Genomic DNA, 16,435 nt, shown 5'->3' on the forward strand with positions numbered 1-16,435 from the left:
CTTTTCGTCGGCAGCGTCAGTTGTTTATAAGAGACAGGCCACACACTGTGTGGCGGGGGCCCTCGGCGTTGGAGCTGTGTTGCTGTCGTCCGGGTGTCAGGCGGACTTGCGGCTGTCGCGCGGATGCACGGCAATGTTCATGGCGCCGGAACGAAGGACCGCAAGCCTCTCGGCGAGCACTTCCTCCAGCTCCTCGCGGGTGCGCCGCTCCATGAGCATGTCCCAGTGCGTTCGCGCAGGCTTGCCCTTCTTCTCTTCGGGCCCGTCCCCGTCGACCAGGAGTGCCATGGCGCCGCACGCCTTGCACTCCCACTCCGGCGGAATTTCTGCCTCAACCGAGAACGGCATCTCAAATCGATGTCCGTTCTGGCATGCGTACTCCACCGCCTGGCGCGGGGCCAGATCGATGCCGCGGTCCGTCTCGTAGCTGGTAACCACGAGCCGCGTACCGCGGAGAGCTCGCTCACTCATGAATCGTGCCTCCCGGGCTTGTCGCCCACAGGACAGGTGTCGCTGTCGTCGTCATCCGGTCAACGTCCGGTCGGCGGTATAGATTCCCGCTCCGGGTCATGCGTCGCCCGTCGTGCCGCCCCTTGTTGTACCCACCAATGCCCGTTTTGTCACATCTGGCAGCAGATGTCACCCAACGTCTTCACTCAGTGAGCACGCAGTAACGGTCCGCCTGGCAGGCCAAAGGCGTACACTACCGGCCCTTCGCTTGAACGTCGAAATCTGTTCCGAATTCGCGTCCCAGGATCCGGGCAGACCCGCTCAGATCCGCTCGGGTACAGGATTCCCCGCCGCCTCCACCGCGCGCCGGACCGGCACTCGGGCGAGCAGCACGAAACCCAGTGCGAAGAACACCACCAACGAGATGATCGCGTCCCGGTAGCTCCCCGTGACCTGGTAGGTGATGCCGAAGACCAGCGGCCCCACCCAGCTCAGCCCCCGATCGCTCATCTCGTACGCCGAGAAGTACTCGGCCTCCTTGCCCGCCGGCACCAGGTGCGAGAAGAGCGAGCGCGACAGCGCCTGGCTCCCGCCCAGCACCAGTCCGATCATCGAGGCGAGCGCGAAGAACCAGACCGGGGTGCGGGCCGGCAGGAAGTAACCGGCCGCCAGCGTCAGCCCCCAGGCGGCCAGCGAACCCAGAATCGTCCGCTTGGCGCCGTAGAGCACGGCCAGCCGGCCCATCCCCAGCGCGCCCGCCACCGCGAGGATCTGCACGAGCAGTACGGCCACGATCAGCGTCGACTGCTCCAGCTTCAGCTCCTCCGATCCGTAGATGGAGGCCTGGGAGATCACGGTCTGCACGCCGTCGTTGTAGATCAGGTACGCCAGCAGGAACGACAGGGTCAGCGGGTAGCGCCGCATGTCCTTCAGGGTGGCGATGAGCTGCTTCCAGCCGCTGACCGTCGGACCCGCCCCCGCCTCCCGGACCACGGCCCGGTCCCGCAGCCGCCGCAGCGGGATGATCGTGAAGGCGCCCCACCAGAGCCCCGCCGAGGCCAGGCAGATCCGTACGGCCATGCCCTCCGAGAGCCCGAAGGAGTCGTGGCCCTGGAAGAGCACGAGGTTCAGTACGAGGACGAAGGCGCCCGAGGTGTACCCGAAGGCCCAGCCGCGCGAGGAGACGGTGTCCCGCTCGTCGGGGGTGGAGATCTGCGGCAGATAGGCGTTGTAGAGCACCATCGAGACCGCCAGTGAGGCGTTCGCGACGATCAGCAGCAGCCCGCCGAGCAGGTAGCGGTCGCCGCCCAGGAGGAACATCCCGGCGGTCGCCGCCGCCCCCGTGTACGCGGCCGCCGCCAGCAGCGGCTTCTTGCGGCCGCTGCGGTCGGCGAGCGCGCCGGCCAGCGGCATGATCAGGACGGCCACGATCACCGAGACCGACACGGAGTACGCGAAGTACGAACCGGCCCGGACCGGGATGCCCAGCGGGTGCACGTACCCGTCGGCGTCCGCCGCGGCCTTGGCCACGGCCGTCAGGTACGGGCCTAGGAACACGGTGAGCACGCTCGTCGAATACACCGAGCAGGCGAAGTCGTAGAAGTACCAGCCGTGCTGCTCGCGCTTGCGCGCCGCCGCAGCGGAGGCGGCTCCGGCGGTGGCCGCCGAAGCGGTCCCTCTGCCGTCCTCCGCCCCGGATTCCGCTTGATCTGTGGTCTGCGCACTCATGAGTGCCCCCTCGCTGGTCCCCGTACCGCTCCGGCCGCCGCACCGGACGCGGCGGCCCACTGGCTTGTCAGGCCCAGGCCCCGCGCCGGTCCAGCACCGTGCGCAAGATGTCGATCCGGTCGGTCATGATGCCATCGACACCCAGGTCGAGTAGAGCCTCCATACGTTCCGGTTCGTTCACGGTCCACACGTGCACCTGGAGACCCCGCTCGTGCGCGGCGCGGACGAACCTCCGGTCCACCACGCGGATGCCCCCCTGGGTCTCGGGAACCTGCGCCGCCACCGCCCCCGCGCGCAGCGCCGCCGGGATCGCGTACGAGCGCAGCCGCAGCCCGAGCACCCCGAGCACCCCGTACGAGGTCGCCAGCCGGGGACCGGCGATCTTCTGGGCCCGCGCCACCCGCCGCTCCGAGAAGGAGCCCACGCACACCCGGTCCCAGGCCCCGGCGCGCGCGATCAGGTTGACCAGCGGGTGCAGGGCCGACTCGTCCTTGATGTCCACGTTCCAGCGGGCGTCCGGGAACTCCTCCAGGAGCTCCTCGAAGAGCGCGAGCGGCTCGGTCCCGCCGACCCGGGCCTCCCGGATGCGGCTCCACTGCTGCTCGCGGATCCGGCCCTGCCCGTCGGTGACCCGGTCCAGGGTCGCATCGTGGAAGGCCACCAGCTTCCCGTCGGCGCTGGCGTGCACATCGGTCTCGAAGTACCGGTAGCCCGCGTCGGCGGCCCGCCGGAAGGCGGCGGCGGTGTTCTCCAGCCCGTCCGCGGCCCCGCCGCGGTGCGCGAAGGGGATCGGAGCCGGGTGGTCGAGATAAGGGTGGGGGAGGCGTACGTGCGTCACCGCGGCAGTATGCCTGCTGTCCCCGCCAGGGTGGGAGCGGCCCGGTGTCCGCCCGGTGAACGGCCCCGCCGGCGCGGTCGCGTACGGCCCCGTACCGGCCCGGTGCCTACCCGGTACCGGGTAGGCGGCGACCCTCCTGGTCCGGACGGGAGCGCCGCGTGGCACTCTGGACCTGCGGAACCAATCCAATCCCGCCCCTCAGTGGGACGGCAGGGGCCAATTCGACGAAGGTGGACCGGATCGCATGGCGCAGTGGACCTCGGCGGTAGGTGCCGCACAGCTCGGCCGGCTCATCACCTCCCAGCAGGGCCGGGCCGCGGTGCCCGGTGCGCGCAAGCTGCCCGCGTACCGCACCCTCGCCGACGGGATCCGCCTCCTCGTCCTGGAGGGCCGTGTCCCCGTCGCAGCCCGGCTGCCCGCCGAGCGGGAGCTCGCCGTCGCGCTCTCCGTCAGCCGCACCACCGTCGCCGCCGCCTACGAGGCCCTGCGCGGCGAGGGGTTCCTGGAGTCCCGCCGGGGTGCCGGGAGCTGGACCTCCGTGCCCGCCGGGAACCCCATGCCCGCCCGCGGCCTGGAGCCCCTGCCCCCCGAGTCCCTCGGCTCGATGATCGACCTCGGCTGCGCCGCCCTCCCGGCCCCCGAGCCCTGGCTCACCAAGGCCGTCCAGGGCGCCCTGGAGGAACTCCCGCCGTACGCCCACACCCACGGGGACTACCCGGCCGGGCTGCCCGCCCTGCGCCGCATGCTCGCCGACCGCTACACCGAGCGCGGCATCCCGACCATGCCCGAGCAGATCATGGTCACCACGGGCGCGATGGGCGCCATCGACGCCATCTGCAGCCTCTTCGCGGGGCGCGGCGAGCGGATCGCCGTCGAATCCCCGTCCTACGCCAACATCCTCCAGCTCATGCGCGCCGCCGGCGTGCGCCTGGTGCCGGTCGCCATGGCGGAGGGGCTGACCGGCTGGGACATGGACGTCTGGCGTCAGGTCCTGCGCGACTCCGCCCCCCGCCTCGCCTACGTGGTCGCCGACTTCCACAACCCCACCGGGGCGCTCGCCTCCGACGAGCAGCGCCGCGCGATGGTGGAAGCGGCCCGCTCGGCCGGGACCGTGCTCGTCGCCGACGAGACCATGGTCGAGCTCCAGCTCGACCCGACGATGGAGATGCCGCGCCCGGTCTGCTCCTTCGACCCGGCCGGCTCCACCGTCATCACCGTCGGCTCCGCCAGCAAGGCCTTCTGGGCCGGCATGCGCATCGGCTGGGTCCGCGCGGCCCCCGACGTCATCCGCAGCCTCGTCGCGGCCCGCGCCTACGCCGACCTCGGCACCCCCGTGCTGGAACAGCTCGCGGTGAACTGGCTGATGCGCACCGGCGGCTGGGCCCAGGCCGTGGAGATCCGCCGGGACCAGGCCCGCGAGAACCGGGACGCGCTGGTCGCTGCGGTGCGCCGGGAGCTGCCGGACTGGGAGTTCCGGGTCCCGCTGGGCGGTCTGACCCTGTGGGCCCGTGCGGGCGGGCTGTCCGGCTCCCGGCTGGCCGAGGTGGGCGAGCGGGTCGGCGTACGGGTCCCCTCGGGGCCCCGGTTCGGCGTCGACGGGGCCTTCGAGGGGTACGTACGGCTCCCGTTCACCGTCGGCGGCCCGGTGGCCGAGGAAGCGGCGGCCCGGCTGGCGGCCGCGGCCCGGCTGGTCGGCACCGGAGCGGGCGGCGGCGGCGCGGAGCCGCCGCGCACGTTCGTCGCGTAGGCCCTGGCCGAGTAGGCCTACGGGGCGTCCGCCGGGACCTCGGGGATCTCCGAGGCGTCGATCGCCGGGTCCTGGGACCGGGCCGGCGGCTGGACGATGTGCAGGGGCTTGCTCAGCGTGACGTGGTCCGGGACGGGCTTGGGCTGCGCCTGCCGCTCGGGCAGCAGCTCCAGTACCGCCTGCCGGTGTCCCGGGTGGGTGGCTTCGTCGTACGGGTCGGGCGTGGCGGGCACCTGCAACCGGTGCACGGGACCGGCGCCGAGCCGGGCGTACCCGCGCCCCGGCGGCACGACGGCCGTGGGCGTGGTGTGCGGGGGCAGCCCCAGCACGTCGGCGATCTGCTGGATGGTGGCGGCTCCGAGCACCACCCGGGCCCTGGTGTGCTGCCAGACGGAGTCGTGCAGCAGCTCCAGGTGGTCGAACTGCTCGGCCACCACCACGGTGACGTGCGCCGCGCGTCCGTGCCGCAGCGGCACCTGGAGCTGCGCGAGCGGGTCGGGGGCGCCCTCGGCGGTGGCCAGGTGGGCCAGCACGCTGGGCCGGTCGAGCAGGATCCACAGCGGGCGCCGGGTGTCCTCGGGCGCGGGCCGGCCGGCTTCGCGGGCCCGGTGGGCGGCGATCAGCCGCCGCTCCGTCTCGCGGGCGGCCCACTCCAGGGTGGACAGCGCCCCGCTCGGCCCGCACTCCACGGCGAGGACCCCGGAGCGGCCGGAGAGGCAGGAGTACTCGCCGCTGCCGCCGCCCTCCACGATCAGTACCTCGCCCCCGTGCCGCAGGGCTTGCAGGGCGACCGAGCGCAGCAGCGTGGACGTGCCGGCGCCGGGCTGGCCGACGGCCAGCAGGTGGGGTTCGGCGGAGCGGGAGCCGGTGCGCCAGATGACCGGCGGCATGTCGCGGGGCTCGTCGCCCTCCAGGACGGGCAGGGTGCGCTGCACGCTGCCCGCGTCGGTGAATCCGAGCACGGTCTCACCGGGGGCGGTCACGAAGGGCTGGGCGGCGATACCTGTCGGCAGCGCCGCCAGCACACTCAGGTCGAGCTGGTTGCCCTCCTCGTCCCAGTCGAAGAGATACTCCCGTCCGCGCCCGGACTTGGCGTGCAGCAGTGCCTCGATCCGGGCCCGTGACGCGGCCTCGCCATCGGTGAAGTAGGCCGGGTAGCGGATGTGGAGCCGGGTGACGCGGCCCGCCTCGTCGAACTCGTAGCCGCTGAAGGCCTTGTCCCATTCCCCGCCGTGGGCGAAGAGCGGACTCGGGTCCTCCGGGATGGAGAAGTACGGCACGAGGGCTTCGTAGAGGGAGCCGAGGCGTTCGGTCTCGGCATCGCTGGGCCCGGTCTTCACCGGGGTGCGGTCGCGTCCCTGCCAGGCCGCCGCCGCCATGAGGGTGATCAGGGCGGTGACGGGGCCGTAGGGGACGAGCGCGACCACGAGGACGCAGGCGGCTCCCAGGAACAGCGCGGGACCACGCTTGTCCTTGGGGGTGTCGCACCATTTGCGCCGCCCGGCGGAGGCCAGGATGCGCAGGCCGCGTCCGATGATGAGGAGCGGATGGAGGACGTCCGTGGCGCTGTCGGCGGCCGTGCGAGCGAAATCGCGGCCCCGGGTCAGCGACACGGTGCCGCTGGTGAGGATGCGGGGAAGTGGGCGCCGGGCCACGGGCGTCTCCTGGAGTTGTGGATGCTTCGGGTGGGTGCCGGGTGCCGGGCGCTAGAGCTTGATCCCGCCGAGAAGGCTCGCGAGGCTCGCCGTGCTCGCCGTGATGCTGGGGGCGATGGCGGAGCCCGCGAGGAAGAAGCCGAAGAGCGCGCAGACGAACGCGTGCGTCAGCTTCATTCCGTCCTTCTTGAAGAAGAGGAAGCAGATGATGCCGAGCAGTACGACACCTGAGATGGACAGGACCATGAGAGGTTCTCCTGGTGGGTGGGGACGGTCACCATCAGTTCTTCCAGGCTCACAGGAAGTATCAATGCGACAAAAGGTGCATACGGGTGAATCCCAGCTTTTTTCACTTGACCGGCCCAGCCCGGCTGGCGCGCCGGACGCGTAGGAAGCAAGAGGCTCGCGGGGTGATCATTGCCTCGGCCCGGCCCGCTCATGTGCAGGTCCGGGCGCTACCCTGACGATTCACCCGTACGGATGCGCTGCCGTACGCACCCCTGCCCGCGCGACCCCGGGTAACCCCGGGTCATCCCGCGCGATCCCGTGAAAGGCGGTACGACCGATGAGTGAGCACGTCGAGGGCAGCTCCCAGGACGTTCCCGACGAGGACGTCATCGAGCTGGCCACCAAGATCTTCGACCTCGCGCGCCGGGGTGAGACCGAGACCCTCGCCGCCTACCTCGACGCGGGCGTCCCGGCGAACCTCACCAACGACCGCGGCGACACCCTCGTCATGCTCGCCGCGTACCACGGCCACGCCGAGGCCGTCACGGCCCTGCTGGCCCGCGGCGCCGAGGCCGACCGCGCCAACGACCGGGGCCAGACCCCGCTCGCCGGAGCGGTCTTCAAGGGCGAGGAGGCCGTCATCCGCGCGCTGCTCGCCGGCGGGGCCGATCCGGAGGCCGGAACCCCCTCCGCCGTGGACACGGCCCGCATGTTCGCAAAGGCTGACCTGCTGGAACTTTTCGGAGCCAAGTAGTCCGCTTTTGGCGGGTCCGTGGCCGGTCCAGCCTCACGGATTGGTCACGGCGGCCTTAAATGTGGTCGCGGCGCACAAACCGCCTGGGTCATCATGACGTCGGATTCGATTCGCGGACATGGCGGACGGGCAGGAGCGGGCAGGACACAACGGGTGTCCGGTCCCCACTCCTGCCGGGGGACCGCCGCCCTGGTCGCGGAGCACCGACGAGAGTGAGAAGGCAATGGTCTACATCGAGCGGAACATGACGGCGGACGTCCTCACATGCTGTTACGCGGCCCTGTGAATCCCGATTCCCGGTTGCGTCCCCAGCTTGATTTGAGGCCATTCCCATGTTCGAACCAGTCATAGCGCCAAGCGGCACCCTGCTCGGGCTCCTCCAGCGGGGGCGCGGCGACGGAACGCTGCACGCACTTGCCGCGCCCAGGGCCGAGGCCCTGTCGGCGCTCAACCAGTGCGTGGCCGGCGACCCCCGCCAGGACTGGCAGGTCGAGAACCGCTCCTTGTACTACGCCCGCCTGTACGTGGACCTCGACGGCCCCCTCGGCGAGATCGAGAACCACCTCTTCGGCGTCGACGACCTCGTCGACGAGGACGAGCACCGCACCGGCCTCGCGCTGTCCGTGCTCGGGCACCTGGCCTCGTACGGCCGCGACGACGCGCTCATGCTGCTGCGCCGCTACGCCGCCACGGGCGCCGGCTGGGCCTGGGCCCTCGACGAGCTCGCCCTGCGCGACGACGACCAGGGGCTGCGCTCGCTGGCCGCCCCCGTGCTCGCCCGCTTCCCCGCCACCGCGGAGGGTGAGGCGCGGCTGGCCGCCGCCGTCCGCGACGCGTACGAACCCAGGCCCTGGTGCCTGTGGGAAGAGGACCCCGCCTACGGCGAGCGCCTGCGCGCCGCCCGCCAGCAGGGCTCCTTCGACCGCTGGCAGCGCCAGCTCACCCCGCGCGGCCCCCAGCCCGGCTGGGGCGTCCAGGCCGTCTTCGACTGGGCCGCCGACGGCCTGCGCCGGGGCACCCCGCTGCACGTACCCGCCGCCCGCTGCCTCGCCGCCGTGGCCACCCCCGAGGACCGCTCCGCGATCCTCGCGGCCGCAGCCGGAGCCGGTGGCGAGGCCGCCCGCGCCACCGCACTGCACCACCTGGTCCTCGCCGAGCCGGAGAACCCGGCCGTACTGGACCTCATCGAAGCCGCCGGGGACGAACCCGCCGTGGCCGCCTACGAGCGCATGTGCGGCCCCGGCGCCGTCGAACGGGCCCGGCGCTGGGCCCACCGCCCCGACGCCCTCGGAGGGGCCGCGGCGGCCCTCCTGGCCGCCCGTGGCGGAGCCGAGGACGCGGGCGCGGTACTCGGAGCACTGCGCTCCACGGTGCGCGGCTCCGGCCCCGACTCGGTACGGCTGTTCGCCCTGGTCGACGGGGCCGGCCGGCTCGCGATCGGCTGCGCGGCGCCGGTGCTGCGCCACATCTACCGCGAGACCTCCTCCTCGCACCTGAGGGGCCGGGCCGCGCGGGCCCTGGCGGCCACGGACCCGTCGTTCGGGTCGGGCTTCGCGGTGGAATGCCTCTGGGACTGCGAGGAGACCACCCGCGAGGTGGCCGCCCACCACGCCGAGACGGCCGACGCCCGCGTCGCGCCGAGGCTGCGGCGGCTGGCCGCGGACCCGGCGGAGGAAGAGGACGTGCAGTCGGCGGTGCGCAGCCGCATCACGCCGGAGTCGGCGGTGTAGCCGGCCCTTCGGGGCGGCCGGTCGGCCCAGGGGCCCGTATGAGGTAATGGGCCGACGGCCAAAGGGGGTTGCGTGATGGGTGGAACGGTTCGCCGGCGGGTGTCGCCGGTGGTGGGGGCCGCGGTCGCGAGTCTCGGGTCCTACGACCACGTGGACGCGGTCGCGGTCGACGTGGCCGCCGGAACGAGCGCCGCGGACTTCGTCCAGCTCGTCTCCACGGGGGGTCCCGCCTGGGTGGGCCGGCTCATGGCCCTGCGCGACAGGCTGGTCGCTCCGTTCGGCCTCCGGGTGCAGGAGCGGGGGAAGGCGGCCGAGACCCGGATCGAACCGGGTGTGAAGCGCGGACCGTTCCGCGTCCTGTCGGTCACGCAGGACGAGGTCCTCTGCGGGGACGACGACAAGCACCTCGCTTTCCGGGCCTCGTTCGCCGTACGGGCCAAGGCCGACGGGTCGGGTTCGGAGGGCGTCTGCACGACGGTGGTCCGGTTCGACCGGACCGTCGGGCGCCTCTACTTCCGCGCCATCGAGCCCTTCCACCACCTCGTCGTCGCCAGCCTGCTCCGTCCTCGCCGGTGAGCGCGCCGCCCTTCGACCGCGAGCTCGGCTCGGCCCTCGCGGCATCGACCGACGCGGGGCGGGAACCGCTCACGCCGGAGAACCTCGCCGCCCAGCAGGAGCGGGACGCCGCCGTCCGGCCCAGGCCGACGGTCCGGGAACTCCGGGACGGCGGCCGCTTCGACGTGGACGAGCTGCGCGTGCCGGGACCGGCGGGCGCGCCGGACGTCACGCTCGTGAGCGCACGGCCCGCCGGAACCGCCGGGCCGCTGCCGGTTCTGTACTACATGCACGGCGGCGGAATGGTCATGGGCAACGCCTGGTGCGTGCTTCCGCAGCTGCTCCGCGAATGGGCCCTCCCGCTGGGGCTGGCCGTCGTCTCCGTCTCCTACCGGCTCGCGCCGCGGACGCAGTACCCCGGACCGGTGGAGGACTGCTACGCCGGGTTGGTCTGGGTGGCCGAGCACGCCGCCCGGCTGGGTGTGGACGCGGACCGGATCGTCATCGGCGGGAAGAGCGCCGGCGGCGGACTCGCCGCGGCGCTCGCCCTGCTCACCCGTGACCGGGGCGGGCCCGCTCCGATCGGGCAGCTGCTCCTGTGTCCCATGCTCGACGACCGCGACAACACCCGCTCCAGCCACCAGATGGCCGGCATCGACACCTGGGACCGGACCTCCAACGCCACCGCGTGGCAGGCGGCGCTGGGCGACCGGTACGGCGCCGAGGACCTGTCGGCGTACGCGGCTCCCGCCCGGGCCACGGACCTGTCCGCGCTGCCCCCCGCGTACATCGAGGTCGGGTCGGCGGAGACGTTCCGGGACGAGGACGTGGCCTACGCCGACGCCATCTGGCAGGCCGGCGGCCGGGCCGAACTGCACGTGTGGCCCGGGGCCTTCCACGGGTTCGACTCCTTCGCGCCGGAAGCGGCCCTCAGCCAGGACGCCCGCGAGGCCCGTCTCCGCTGGCTCCGGCGGATCCTGACGCGGTAGCAAGACCTGTCGTCACCGTCACCGTCACCGTCAACGTCAACGTCATCGTCACCGTTGTACGAAGCGCACCGCCACTCCCGGCCCGGCCTGCGCCGCCGCGTCCAGGGCGGGGCCCGGCGGGACCACGCCGACGACCGGGTAGCCGCCCGTCACCGGGTGGTCGGCCAGGAAGACCACCGGGTAGCCGTCCGGGGGGACCTGGACCGCGCCCAAGACCATGCCCTCGCTCGGGAGTTCGCCGGAGCGGGCGCGGGTCAGGGGCGGGCCCGCCTCCGTGCGCAGGCCGATGCGGTTCGAAGCCGGGGAGACGCGGTAGCGGGCGCGCAGCAGGCGGTTCGTCAGTGATTCCGCGTCGAACCAGTCGGCCCTCGGGCCCAGGCGCAGCGGGAGGACGAGTTCCGAGGGCGGGCCCGGGGTGGCGGGGGTGTCCACGCCGGCCACCGGATCCGGGCCGGGCGGGCCCACCGGCAGCAGGGCTCCCGCCGTCAGGACCGGGGGGCCCAGGCCCGACAGCAGGTCCGTCGAGCGACTGCCGAGGACCGGCTCCACGGCGAACCCTCCCCGCACCGCCACGTAGCTGCGCACCCCCTGCTCCGCCCGGCCCACGGAAAGCTCCGCCCCGGCGCGCAGCAGGACCGGGGCTCCCCAGGGCGCGGCTCGCCCGCAGACCCGTACGGCACAGGGGGCGCCGGTCACGGCGACGAGCAGCGGGCCGGCCAGGGCCCGCAGGCCCACGCCGTCGAGGGTGGTCTCCAGCACGGCGGTCCGCGGGGGGTTGCCCAGGAGGCGGTTGGCCAGGGTGTGGGCCGCCCCGTCGAGGGCGCCCGAGCGGGGTACGCCGAGGTGCGCGTAGCCGGGGCGGCCCCCGTCCTGGACCGTCGTCAGCGCGCCCGGCCGGACCACTTCGAAGGCCCTCATGCCGCTGCCTCCGGCTCTGTTTCAGCCTCTGTGTCTGTCTCCGTCTCCGTGAACCGGACCCGTACCCCCGGTGCGAGGAGGGCGGCCGGTTCCCGTGCCGGGTCCCACAGCACCGCGTCGGTGGAGCCGATCAGCTGCCAGCCGCCGGGGGAGGAGCGGGGGTAGACCCCCGCGTACTCGCCCGCCAGCGCCAGCGAGCCCGCCGGGACGGCCGTACGGGGTGTCGCGCGGCGGGGCAGCCGCAGGTGGTCCGGGAGGCCGGTGAGGTAGCCGAAGCCGGGGGCGAAGCCGCAGAAGGCGACGCGGAAGCCGATGGAGCCGACGATGCCGGGGACCTCCTCAGGGGCGACCCCCCAGAGGGCGGCCACCTCCGGCAGGTCGGGCCCGTCGTAGCGCACCCGGACCGTGACCAGCGGTCCGTCGGCCGGTGCGAGCGGCGGGATCTTCCAGCGGGCGATGCGGGCGGCCAGGGCGCGCGGGTCGCTCACGCCGTCGAGCAGGACGGTCCGGGCCGCGGGCACGATGTCCCGTACGCCGCCCTGTACGCCGTCCGGTGCGCCGTCCCGTGCGCCGCCCGGCCCGGAGAGTTCGCCCGCGTCCCGGCGGCGCAGCAGTTCCGCGTGGAGCGCGGCCACCTCATCGGCGGAGTCCACCTCCAGGAGCAGGGCCGCGTCGCCCACGGGCAGGGCCCTCACCGCACCGTTCACGCGAACGCCTCCACCCGGACCCCGGCCGCGCCGAGCGCCGCCCGGACGCGCAAGGCCAGGTCCGCCGCCCCGGGGGTGTCCCCGTGCAGGCAGAGCGAGCGGGCGGCCACCGCGATGCGGGATCCGTCGGCGGCGCTCACCACGCCATCGGCGGCCATCGCGACCGCACGGGCGACCACCGAGTCCGGGTCGTGGACCACGGCTCCCGGCTCGCCGCGCGGCACGAGGGTGCCCGCCGGGGTGTAGGCGCGGTCGGCGAAGGCCTCCGGGACGGCCGCCAGCCCGGCCCGTCCGGCGGCGGCGAGCAGCTGCGAGCCGGGCAGGCCGAGCACCGGGAGACCTTCGCGCCCGGCTGCCAGCAGCACGCCCGAGACGACGGCGCCGGCCTGATCGGCATCGTGCACGGTCCGGTTGTAGAGCGCCCCGTGCGGTTTCACGTACGACACCCTGGAGCCGGCCGCCTTCGCGAACACCTCCAGCGCCCCGATCTGGTACGCCACCTCGTCGGCCAGTTCACCGGCCGGCACGTCCATGGCGCGGCGCCCGAAGCCCGCCAGGTCGCGGTACGAGACCTGCGCGCCGATCCGTACCCGGCGGGCGGCCGCCAGTTCGCAGACGCGGCGCATGATGGACGGGTCGCCCGCGTGGAACCCGCAGGCGACGTTGGCGCTGGTGACGACGGACAGCAGGGCCTCGTCGTCGGTCAGCGTCCACCGGCCGAAGCCCTCGCCGAGGTCGGCGTTGAGGTCGATCACGGGGGAGGGGCCGGACGCATCCGGTGTGATCATGGAAGCCATGCGGTGAGCGTAGAACAGCGGGCGGGCCGTATTCGCGTCCTTCCGCCGTCCGTCCGCCCCCGGACCGGCTCCGGACCGGCTCCGGCGGGGACGAAGGCGCCGAACCGTCCCGTTTGGGATGTTGTCACTGTCAGCGCCTAGTCTTTGCCCGTGACTTTCCCTGCCCCGGCGAAGACCCATCCGTCCCCGGCGCCGGGCCCGGCCGCCGACGAGGGCCTGGCTCGGCGGCTGCGCGCGCTCGCCTGCACCGCCCCGCTGCACGACCTCGACGTACGCAAAGCCAATCTGGCCGGTGAGTACGGGGGCTACGCGATGGCGGAGGTCGCGCTCGCCGCGATCGACCTGGTCACCCTCAACATGGACTTCGACACCGGAGCCGACCACGAACAGATAGTGGCCCGGTTGCTTCCGCGCATCGCCGCCCAGGCTCCGGGCCGCCCGGCGGCCGAGCACGAGCGGGTGGCCCGCTGGGTGCTGGAGAACCTGATCAACGTCGGCAGCGTCGACCGGGGCTTCCGGGCGATCTACGGCACGTTCGGGCCCGACGGGGTGTACGTCCGCCGGGACTACGACTTCAAACTGATCGAGGAAGTCCCGGGCTACGGCGGCGCGGTGTACCTGCGGACCACGGACGAGGCCGTCAACGTCCTGGTCGGCGCCCTCGACACGGACGTCACCAGCGCGCAGATCGCCGCCGAGGTCAAGCTGGAGGTCCTGATCAGCCGGGGCCGGCTCGCCGACGCCCAGCTCGCCGCCGAACAGGCCCGCTACCGGACCGTCCAGTACGCCGAGACCCTGCGCCGCACGCTCGACGCGACCCGGCGCAACGTGCGGGCGGTGGACTGGCTGGTGACCGTCCCCGACATGATCGCCGAGGCCCTCGACCACGTCGCCGACCGCTACCGTCACGAGAACGCGATCCTCACCAACATCCGCAGGGCGCGCGACGAGGCGGAAGAGCCGGAGAACAAGCGGCGCGCCGCCGAGCTCGTCGACATCGTCAAGGACTGCATCCGCCGCCACACGCAGCTCCAGTCCCGGCTGCTGGACGCCGGCCCGCTCTTCCGCGCCGAACAGGACCGCCAGGCCTTCGCGGCCCCCGCGCCGCGCTCCGGCATCGACCTGTACGGGCAGCTCGTGGCCCCCCTGCTGCCGCTGCCGCTCGCCCAGGCCTCCCGGGTGACGGACGCCTTCTTCGCGGGAGGCGCCGGGCTGCGCACCCCCGTCTCGGTCCGGGTCGCCGACCTGGTGGAGATCCTGCTGACCCCGCCGGTGGAGCGGGAGCACCTCGGCGCGGAGATGCCGGAGCCCGACCTGATCGCGACCCCCGACGACAGCCGGTTCAGCGAGGAGCAGCTCGCCGCCGCGATGGAGCTCCTGGAGCTCCCGCACGACGCCCCGCGCCGGCTGTCGGGCCTGCTGGCGGAGGCCCGCCGCTCCGACCCGGAGCTGCCGTACCTGGTCGCCCTGCTGGCCGTCCACGCGGCGAGCCCGGCGGTGGGCACGGCGTACCGCCAGGGCGAGGAGCGGCTGCTCTTCGCCGTCGACGACGGCACCGAACTCGAAGACCCGGAGTTCGGCGGCGCGGACCTCATCGTCGGCACCGCCCTGCTCGACGCGGCCGCCATGACGGCGGACCGCACGGAGGCGGCATGAGCATGCGCATGCCCTGGCCGGGCCGTGGGACGGGCCCCGGGGCCGTCTCCCCGGCCGTCGCGCGCCGACCGGCCGACACCTGCGGTGCCGGGCGTACGGCGCTGCGCGCGCCGGACGGCGCCCGCGGTGCGGGATGCTCGGGTTCCGGGGCGGCACCCGCCTCCGATTCCCGTGCGGTCGGGCGTACGCCGCTGCGCGCGCCGGCCGCTGCCGCCCTGGCGTCACCCGGCTCCGGGGCCCGCTCCGTCCGGCCCGCGCTGCCGCGGGCGTCGGCCACCACGGCTGTGGCGCTCCCCGCGCAGGGCGGCGCGCCCGCCGGAACCCGGGACCCGGGCATCCGTCACACCCCGCCGCACGGCCCCGTCCCGGCGGCCCGGCCGGGGGTGTGGGGACTCGCCCCCGCTTTCGGGAAGGGACGGGGTGGGGGAAGCCCCTCTTCCGCCGAAGCGGCCCCGCACACCGTCGGCGCCCGTACCGCCGGCGCCCGTACCGTCGGCGCCCGTACCGTCGGCGCCCGTACCGGCAGCGCCCGTACCGCCGGCGCCCGTACCGGCAGCGCCCGCAGCGGCTGCGCCCGGACCCGCCGCACCGGGACCGCCGGCGCCCGCATCCGCAGCACCCGTACCCGAACCGCCCGCACCGCCGAGGAGACCCACCCGTGAGCGACCACCACGCCGAGCACCCCGCGTGGAGCGAGCCCGAGGCGCACGAGGCCTCGGCCCCGGCACGGGCCACCCTCCAGGCTCCGCCCCAGGCACCGGGCCTGGCCCCGGCCGCCACTTCCGTGACCCCGGCCGACGCCGCCGACGCCGCGCGACTGGTCGCCTTCGGGCTCCAGCCCAAGCTGCTGCCCGCCCGGGACGCCGAGTACGCGGAGCTGCTGCGCCGCTACCGCGAGGAGCCCGCCTTCGGGCGGCTCGCCGACGCCGTCGCCACCGGCCTCGGACTCGTCGTCCTGGAGGTGTCCCCGCGCGCCGGCATGGCCGTCGCCGCCGGTGAGGACTCCGTCTTCGCCGTCCGCATGGGCGACTACGCCCGCCGCGCCACCGCCGACTCCGCGGACCGCTTCCTGCACGGCCTCGCCCACCTCGCCGTCGCCGCCCTGGCCTTCCCCCGCCCCGAGGACCTCGCCGACGACGGCTACATCGGCCGGATCACCGTCAACGGCGTCGACTCCTTCGTCCGCCAGACCTGCCGCCGCCTGGAGGAGCGCGCCGAGGAGCTCGGGGAGAACACCGACCCGGCCTCCGACGCCCCCGGACTGGAGGCCGCCTGGCGGGTCTACTCCCGCCGCAGCGCGACCGGCGCCACCAAGGACGCGCGCCGCCTGGCCGGTTCCACCACCGGCATCGTCGGCAAGGCCGCCGCCTTCCTCACCGACTCCGGCTTCCTCCAGCGCACCGGGGACGACTCCGGAGGCACCTACCGCACCACGCCCCGCTACCAGCTCCAGGTCCGCGACATGGCGGGCAGCGCGGCCATGGCGGAGCTGCTGGAGCTGGGGGTGGTGGCCGTCAGCGACGGTTCCGCCAGCCTGCTGCCGCCGCCCGAGGGCGACGACCTGGAGCTCGCCGCCGACGCCGGGCTGCCCTTCCACGCCTGAGCCGGCGCACCAGCCGACCTCCCCGCCGCCGCGCGGGCGAACCGCCGAGTCACTGATCCCCGTACGAACCACGAGAGACC

The 16,435-nt window shown here is 74.0% G+C and carries 16 protein-coding genes; 8 read left to right on the forward strand and 8 right to left on the reverse strand.

All coding sequences use genetic code 11. The annotated features are described in order from the left end of the window. Nucleotides 1-96: 96 nt before the first annotated feature. From ACFXDJ_RS21180 to ACFXDJ_RS21190, 3 genes are all read right to left on the reverse strand, one after another. Nucleotides 97-471 carry an RNA polymerase-binding protein RbpA gene (locus ACFXDJ_RS21180; RefSeq protein WP_007262928.1) on the reverse strand — a complete coding sequence of 125 codons (375 nt, stop codon included), beginning with the start codon at nt 469-471 and terminating at the stop codon, nt 97-99. 300 nt (nt 472-771) lie between these two features. Continuing rightward, nucleotides 772-2,178, reverse strand: coding sequence for an MFS transporter (locus ACFXDJ_RS21185; protein ID WP_384659847.1), 1,407 nt, complete (start codon nt 2,176-2,178; stop codon nt 772-774). 67 nt (nt 2,179-2,245) lie between these two features. Beyond that, nucleotides 2,246-3,016 (reverse strand): glycerophosphodiester phosphodiesterase family protein, encoded by a 771-nt coding sequence (locus tag ACFXDJ_RS21190; protein WP_384659849.1) that lies wholly within the window; start codon nt 3,014-3,016, stop codon nt 2,246-2,248. A 244-nt stretch (nt 3,017-3,260) separates the two neighbouring features. On the opposite strand from ACFXDJ_RS21190, the gene ACFXDJ_RS21195 reads away from it, so the two are divergent. Then, complete coding sequence (locus ACFXDJ_RS21195; RefSeq protein WP_384659852.1) at nt 3,261-4,763, forward strand: PLP-dependent aminotransferase family protein; 1,503 nt, start codon at nt 3,261-3,263, stop codon at nt 4,761-4,763. Nucleotides 4,764-4,780: 17 nt separating this feature from the next. Here ACFXDJ_RS21195 and ACFXDJ_RS21200 read toward each other — a convergent pair whose 3' ends face one another. Further along, nucleotides 4,781-6,418, reverse strand: a complete 1,638-nt coding sequence (locus ACFXDJ_RS21200; RefSeq protein WP_384659855.1) for a hypothetical protein — start codon at nt 6,416-6,418, stop codon at nt 4,781-4,783. Between the two features lie 51 nt (nt 6,419-6,469). Continuing rightward, a complete protein-coding gene (locus ACFXDJ_RS21205; RefSeq protein WP_007262923.1) occupies nt 6,470-6,664 on the reverse strand; it encodes a hypothetical protein in 195 nt (64 codons plus the stop codon). A 319-nt stretch (nt 6,665-6,983) separates the two neighbouring features. Between ACFXDJ_RS21205 and ACFXDJ_RS21210 the strand changes: the two genes are divergently transcribed. The 4 genes from ACFXDJ_RS21210 to ACFXDJ_RS21225 all read left to right on the forward strand — a co-directional run bounded on the left by ACFXDJ_RS21210 (nt 6,984) and on the right by ACFXDJ_RS21225 (nt 10,674). Then, a complete protein-coding gene (locus tag ACFXDJ_RS21210) occupies nt 6,984-7,400 on the forward strand; it encodes an ankyrin repeat domain-containing protein (RefSeq protein WP_384659858.1) in 417 nt (138 codons plus the stop codon). A gap of 332 nt (nt 7,401-7,732) precedes the next feature. Continuing rightward, nucleotides 7,733-9,130: a HEAT repeat domain-containing protein gene (locus tag ACFXDJ_RS21215; protein ID WP_384659861.1), complete on the forward strand. Its 1,398-nt coding sequence runs from the start codon at nt 7,733-7,735 to the stop codon at nt 9,128-9,130. A 75-nt stretch (nt 9,131-9,205) separates the two neighbouring features. Continuing rightward, nucleotides 9,206-9,706 (forward strand): DUF2867 domain-containing protein, encoded by a 501-nt coding sequence (locus tag ACFXDJ_RS21220; protein ID WP_384659864.1) that lies wholly within the window; start codon nt 9,206-9,208, stop codon nt 9,704-9,706. After that, a complete protein-coding gene (locus ACFXDJ_RS21225) occupies nt 9,703-10,674 on the forward strand; it encodes an alpha/beta hydrolase (protein ID WP_384659866.1) in 972 nt (323 codons plus the stop codon). Before ACFXDJ_RS21220 ends, ACFXDJ_RS21225 begins: the two co-directional genes overlap by 4 nt. A 48-nt stretch (nt 10,675-10,722) precedes the next feature. On the opposite strand, the gene ACFXDJ_RS21230 is transcribed toward ACFXDJ_RS21225, so the two are convergent. From ACFXDJ_RS21230 to ACFXDJ_RS21240, 3 genes are read right to left on the reverse strand one after another with little or no spacing between them, the layout of a single operon-like run. Next, complete coding sequence (locus ACFXDJ_RS21230) at nt 10,723-11,592, reverse strand: biotin-dependent carboxyltransferase family protein (protein ID WP_384659869.1); 870 nt, start codon at nt 11,590-11,592, stop codon at nt 10,723-10,725. Further along, nucleotides 11,589-12,287 carry an allophanate hydrolase subunit 1 gene (locus tag ACFXDJ_RS21235; protein WP_384659874.1) on the reverse strand — a complete coding sequence of 233 codons (699 nt, stop codon included), beginning with the start codon at nt 12,285-12,287 and terminating at the stop codon, nt 11,589-11,591. Before ACFXDJ_RS21235 ends, ACFXDJ_RS21230 begins: the two co-directional genes overlap by 4 nt. An 8-nt stretch (nt 12,288-12,295) precedes the next feature. After that, nucleotides 12,296-13,096 (reverse strand): LamB/YcsF family protein, encoded by an 801-nt coding sequence (locus tag ACFXDJ_RS21240; protein ID WP_384849903.1) that lies wholly within the window; start codon nt 13,094-13,096, stop codon nt 12,296-12,298. Nucleotides 13,097-13,246: 150 nt separating this feature from the next. On the opposite strand from ACFXDJ_RS21240, the gene ACFXDJ_RS21245 reads away from it, so the two are divergent. The 3 genes from ACFXDJ_RS21245 to ACFXDJ_RS21255 are packed head-to-tail and all read left to right on the forward strand — an operon-like array spanning nt 13,247 to nt 16,355. Next, nucleotides 13,247-14,752, forward strand: coding sequence for a hypothetical protein (locus tag ACFXDJ_RS21245; protein ID WP_384663330.1), 1,506 nt, complete (start codon nt 13,247-13,249; stop codon nt 14,750-14,752). Further along, entirely contained in the window at nt 14,749-15,414 is a 666-nt protein-coding gene (locus tag ACFXDJ_RS21250) for a hypothetical protein (RefSeq protein WP_384663329.1), read from the forward strand. Before ACFXDJ_RS21245 ends, ACFXDJ_RS21250 begins: the two co-directional genes overlap by 4 nt. Continuing rightward, on the forward strand, nt 15,411-16,355 hold the full coding sequence (locus tag ACFXDJ_RS21255) for a hypothetical protein (RefSeq protein ID WP_384663327.1): 945 nt from the start codon (nt 15,411-15,413) through the stop codon (nt 16,353-16,355). Before ACFXDJ_RS21250 ends, ACFXDJ_RS21255 begins: the two co-directional genes overlap by 4 nt. Nucleotides 16,356-16,435: the final 80 nt, after the last annotated feature.

It is taken from the genome of Streptomyces sp. NPDC059443 (assembly GCF_042750105.1).
Taxonomy (GTDB): domain Bacteria; phylum Actinomycetota; class Actinomycetes; order Streptomycetales; family Streptomycetaceae; genus Streptomyces.